Annotated in this window: 4 protein-coding genes; 2 read left to right on the top strand and 2 right to left on the bottom strand. The window is 67.3% G+C overall.

Annotation, left to right across the window (positions count from 1 at the left end):
- Positions 1 to 18: 18 nt before the first annotated feature.
- Positions 19 to 921, top strand: a complete 903-nt coding sequence (ppk2, locus tag ACNPM4_RS05380) for a polyphosphate kinase 2 (RefSeq protein ID WP_448984970.1) — start codon at positions 19 to 21, stop codon at positions 919 to 921.
- Between the two features lie 45 nt (positions 922 to 966).
- Positions 967 to 1,920: an aldo/keto reductase gene (locus ACNPM4_RS05375; protein WP_448984967.1), complete on the top strand. Its 954-nt coding sequence runs from the start codon at positions 967 to 969 to the stop codon at positions 1,918 to 1,920.
- A gap of 4 nt (positions 1,921 to 1,924) precedes the next feature.
- On the opposite strand, the gene ACNPM4_RS05370 is transcribed toward ACNPM4_RS05375, so the two are convergent.
- Complete coding sequence (locus ACNPM4_RS05370; protein WP_448984965.1) at positions 1,925 to 2,608, bottom strand: response regulator; 684 nt, start codon at positions 2,606 to 2,608, stop codon at positions 1,925 to 1,927.
- A complete protein-coding gene (locus tag ACNPM4_RS05365; RefSeq protein ID WP_448984963.1) occupies positions 2,605 to 3,879 on the bottom strand; it encodes a sensor histidine kinase in 1,275 nt (424 codons plus the stop codon). The genes ACNPM4_RS05370 and ACNPM4_RS05365 overlap by 4 nt, the downstream gene beginning before the upstream one ends.
- Positions 3,880 to 3,898: the final 19 nt, after the last annotated feature.

The raw sequence follows: 3,898 nt of genomic DNA, 5'->3' as shown, positions 1-3,898 counted from the left end.
CCGGCCACCGGCGCTTGCCTGCTTGGTTTCGGGGACCCAGACAGCAAGCGAGAGGGCGAGATCTTGAGCAGTGCACCCGATACGGCGACGGTCACTCCGGAGTGGCAACACGACTACCCGTACGCGAAGAAGCTCTCCACGGCGGAGTACGAACGAGAGAAGCGGTTGCTGCAGATCGAGCTCCTGAAGCTCCAGTCGCACATCAAGCACTCCTCCGAGCGCTTGCTCATCCTGTTCGAAGGACGCGACGCGGCGGGGAAGGGCGGGGCGATCAAGCGCTTCATGGAGCATTTGAACCCTCGAGGAGCCCGGGTCGTCGCGCTCGACAAGCCGACGGATGCCGAGCGTACGCAGTGGTATTTCCAGCGCTACATCGCGCACTTGCCTTCGGGCGGCGAGATCGTGATGATGGACCGCTCCTGGTACAACCGCGCCGGCGTCGAACGGGTCATGGGGTACTGCTCATCGGCCGAGTACGAAGAATTCATGCAGACCGCGCCGCAGTTCGAGCGGATGATCGTGGGGTCGGGCATCCGCCTCATCAAGCTGTGGTTCTCGGTGGGAGAGGCCGAACAGCGACGCCGGTTCAGGCGCCGTAGCGAGGATCCCGTCAAGCAGTGGAAGCTGAGCCCCACGGACCTCGCCAGCATCGACCGCTGGGCGGACTACACGGCGGCGAAGGAAGCGATGTTCTTTCACACGGACACGCCGACCGAGCCCTGGATCGTCATCAAGTCGAACGACAAGAAGAGGGCTCGGCTCGAGGCGATGAGGTGCGTCCTCGCCCGATTCGACTACCCCGGCAAAGATCCCCTGGTCGCTCACGCCCCGGACACCCGGCTCGTCGGGCGGCCCTCGCAGATCTACGACGAGGGCGAGACGCCCAGAAGCGATTCCTCCCCTGCCGACCACGAAAAGTGACGTCATCCGGGAATGCGCGAAGACCGATCCGCGGTTGTCTTCGTCATGACTCGTATCGGCACCAGTGATCTTGACGTCCTCCCGCTCGCACTCGGCGGCAACGTGTTCGGTTGGACAGCCGATCGCGATGCGTCGTTCGCAGTGCTCGATGCATTCGTCGACGGGGGCGGCGACTTCGTCGACACGGCCGATTCATACAGCTCCTGGGTGCCGGGCAACAACGGTGGCGAGAGCGAGACGATCATCGGCGAGTGGCTCGCCTCCCGCAAGCCGTCCGGCGTCGTCGTCGCGACGAAGGTGAGTCAGCACCCGGAGTTCCGCGGCCTCTCCGGAGCGAATGTGCGAAAGGCGGCCGAGGCCTCGCTCCGGCGTCTCGGCGCCGACGAGATCGACCTGTACTACGCGCACTTCGACGACGACACCGTTCCACTGGAAGAGACGGTCGCCGCGTTCGGACAGCTCGTCGAGGACGGGCTGGTGCGTCACGTGGCGGTGTCGAACTACTCCGCCGAACGCATCAGAGAGTGGATCGAGATCGCGCGTCGCACGGGCGTCGCTGCGCCGGTCGCCGTTCAGCCGCACTACAACCTCGTTCATCGCCATGAGGTCGAGGACACCATCATCCCGGTCGCCGAGGAGTTCGAGCTCGGGCTTGTTCCCTACTACGCGCTGGCGAGCGGATTCCTGACCGGCAAGTACCGCTCGTCCGATGTCGCGGGGCAGGACTCCCCGCGTGCGCAGGGCGCCGCGAAGTACGCGACCGAGGCGGGCCTGCGCGTCATCGATGCGCTCGAGCAGATCGCCGCCGCCCACGGCGTGTCGATCGCCGCGACGTCCCTCGCCTGGTTGCGGGCGCAGCCGACCGTGGTCGCGCCGATCGCGAGTGCTCGCACGGTCGCGCAGGTGCCCGACCTTCTGGCGGGTGCTCGCCTCGAACTCTCCACCGACGAGGTGGGGCTGCTCGATCGGGTCTCTGAATGGACCCCCGCCGGCGCCTGATGCCTCAGGTCTCGTTTCCGACGAGGCCGAGTCTGTGCGCCAGGATCACGGCGTGGATGCGGTCGCGCGCGTGGAGCTTCGCCAGCACCCGGCCGACGTGCGTCTTCACGGTGGATTCGCCGACGTAGAGGGTGTGGGCGATCTCGGCGTTGGTCAGCCCGCGTCCGATCGCGAGGAATACGTCTCTCTCGCGTTCGGTGAGCGAGTCCAGTGCCGCGCTCTCCGCGGCATCCGGTGTCGGGGAGGACGAGGCGCTGAGCTGCGGGGTCACGTGCTCGAGGAGCATCCGCGTGATCCGGGGAGAGAGCGCGGCATCGCCACGGTGTACGGCGCGAACGGCAGAGGTCATCTCGTGACGCTGAGCGTCCTTGAGGAGGAAGCCGCTGGCACCGGCACGGATGGCGCCGAAAGCGTATTCGTCGAGGTCGAACGTGGTCAGCACGAGCACTTTCGTCTGAGGGCGATCCCGCACGATGGTCTCGGTGGCAGCGATGCCGTCCAGCTCCGGCATGCGGATGTCCATGAGCACCAGGTCGGGTGCGAGTGCGGCGCTCTGCGCGATCGCCGCCCGCCCGTCGCCGGCCTCACCGACCACGACGATGTCGCTCTCCGCTTCGAGGACCATCCGGAACCCGACGCGAATCAACTCCTGGTCGTCCACCAGAAGCACCCTGATCGCATCCGTCATCCGTCGTCCTCCGTCGATTCGTCTTGTGGGGCGGGGGCAGCCGTCTTCGTCGGCAGCACAGCGCGCAGAACCCATCGTCCCCCGTCGGTCGGCGCGGACTCCACGCTTCCCTGCACGTGAGCGGCGCGCTCGGCGAGTCCGCGCAACCCGAAACCTTCGGTCCCGATGCCACCGGTCGCGCCGTCGTTGACGATGTCGATCGTCACGGAGTCCGGTGTGTACTCCAGCCGCACAGTGATGGCCGACGCGGTCGGGGCATGTCGCATCGCGTTCGTCACGCCCTCCTGCACGATCCGCCCGATCGCGTGGGCGACGGCGGGGGAGACCTCGGCCTGCCCCGCGACCGTGAGCGTCGCGGGGTATCCGGCGCGCTGCGCCGCCTCGACCGTGTCGCGCGGCGGCGCGGGCTTCATGGGTGCCAGGGGCAGCGGAGAGTCGTCATCCCGCAGCACACCGAGCATCGATCGCATCTCGGTCAGGGCCGCACGAGCGGTGTCGGCCGTGTGGATCGCCGCTCTGCGTGCCTGCTCGCGGTCGGGCGTCGCGGCGGCACCCTCGGAAAGCGCCACCATCACCGTCAGCGAGTGGGAGACGATGTCGTGCATCTCCCGAGCGATGCGGGCCCGTTCGGATGCGGCGGCGAGCTGCGCCTGCTGGTCACGCTCGACGAGCAACTGCCGCGAGCGATCGATGACGGCCGACAGATAGCGCTTGCGGCCGCCGACGTTGACTCCGATGAGTGTGCCGATCAGACCGAGCACGATGTAGCTGAGCGCGGTGTCGAGTCCGTTCTGCATCACGATCACGCCGGTGAGCATCAGGAGTCCGCTGAGCAGGAGGAACCACACCGCGCCGATTCCGTAACAGGTCCAGGCGGTGCGTGACGACCGGTAGACCGCGAGACCGTAGCAGGCGACGAGTAGCAGGATGGTGCCACTGGACGGCCCGGTGAACAGACTGGCCGTCCCCAGGATCATGGCCGCGAAGAAGGGAACGAGCGGCGCCCGCCGTCGCCACAGCAGTGTGCTGCACGCCACGACGACCATGGCCACGGTGGCGATGTTGAGCGCGATGTAGGCGGATTCAGGGACGGACTCATCGACGAACCGACCCGCCGGGGCGAGCGAGAGGAACAGGCAGAACAACGTCAGCAGGACGTCGGCGAACACCGGATGACGGGCCCAGTATCGGCGGAAGAGGCCCGGCGCACGCGGAAGCCGCAGCTCCTCGTCCTCTCGGACCGAGTCGCTGCGGCTTCGCGTTCTGCTCACAGGGCCGACTTTACGCGTC

The organism is Microbacterium umsixpiens (genome assembly GCF_053543675.1).
This window is presented reverse-complemented; position numbering and strand designations above follow the sequence as displayed.

Coding starts and splice junctions, on each gene's coding strand:
- ACNPM4_RS05375 (WP_448984967.1), top strand. CDS start 967: ATGACTCGTATCGGCACCAGTGATCTTGACGTCCTCCCGCTCGCACTC.
- ACNPM4_RS05370 (WP_448984965.1), bottom strand. CDS start 2,608: ATGACGGATGCGATCAGGGTGCTTCTGGTGGACGACCAGGAGTTGATT.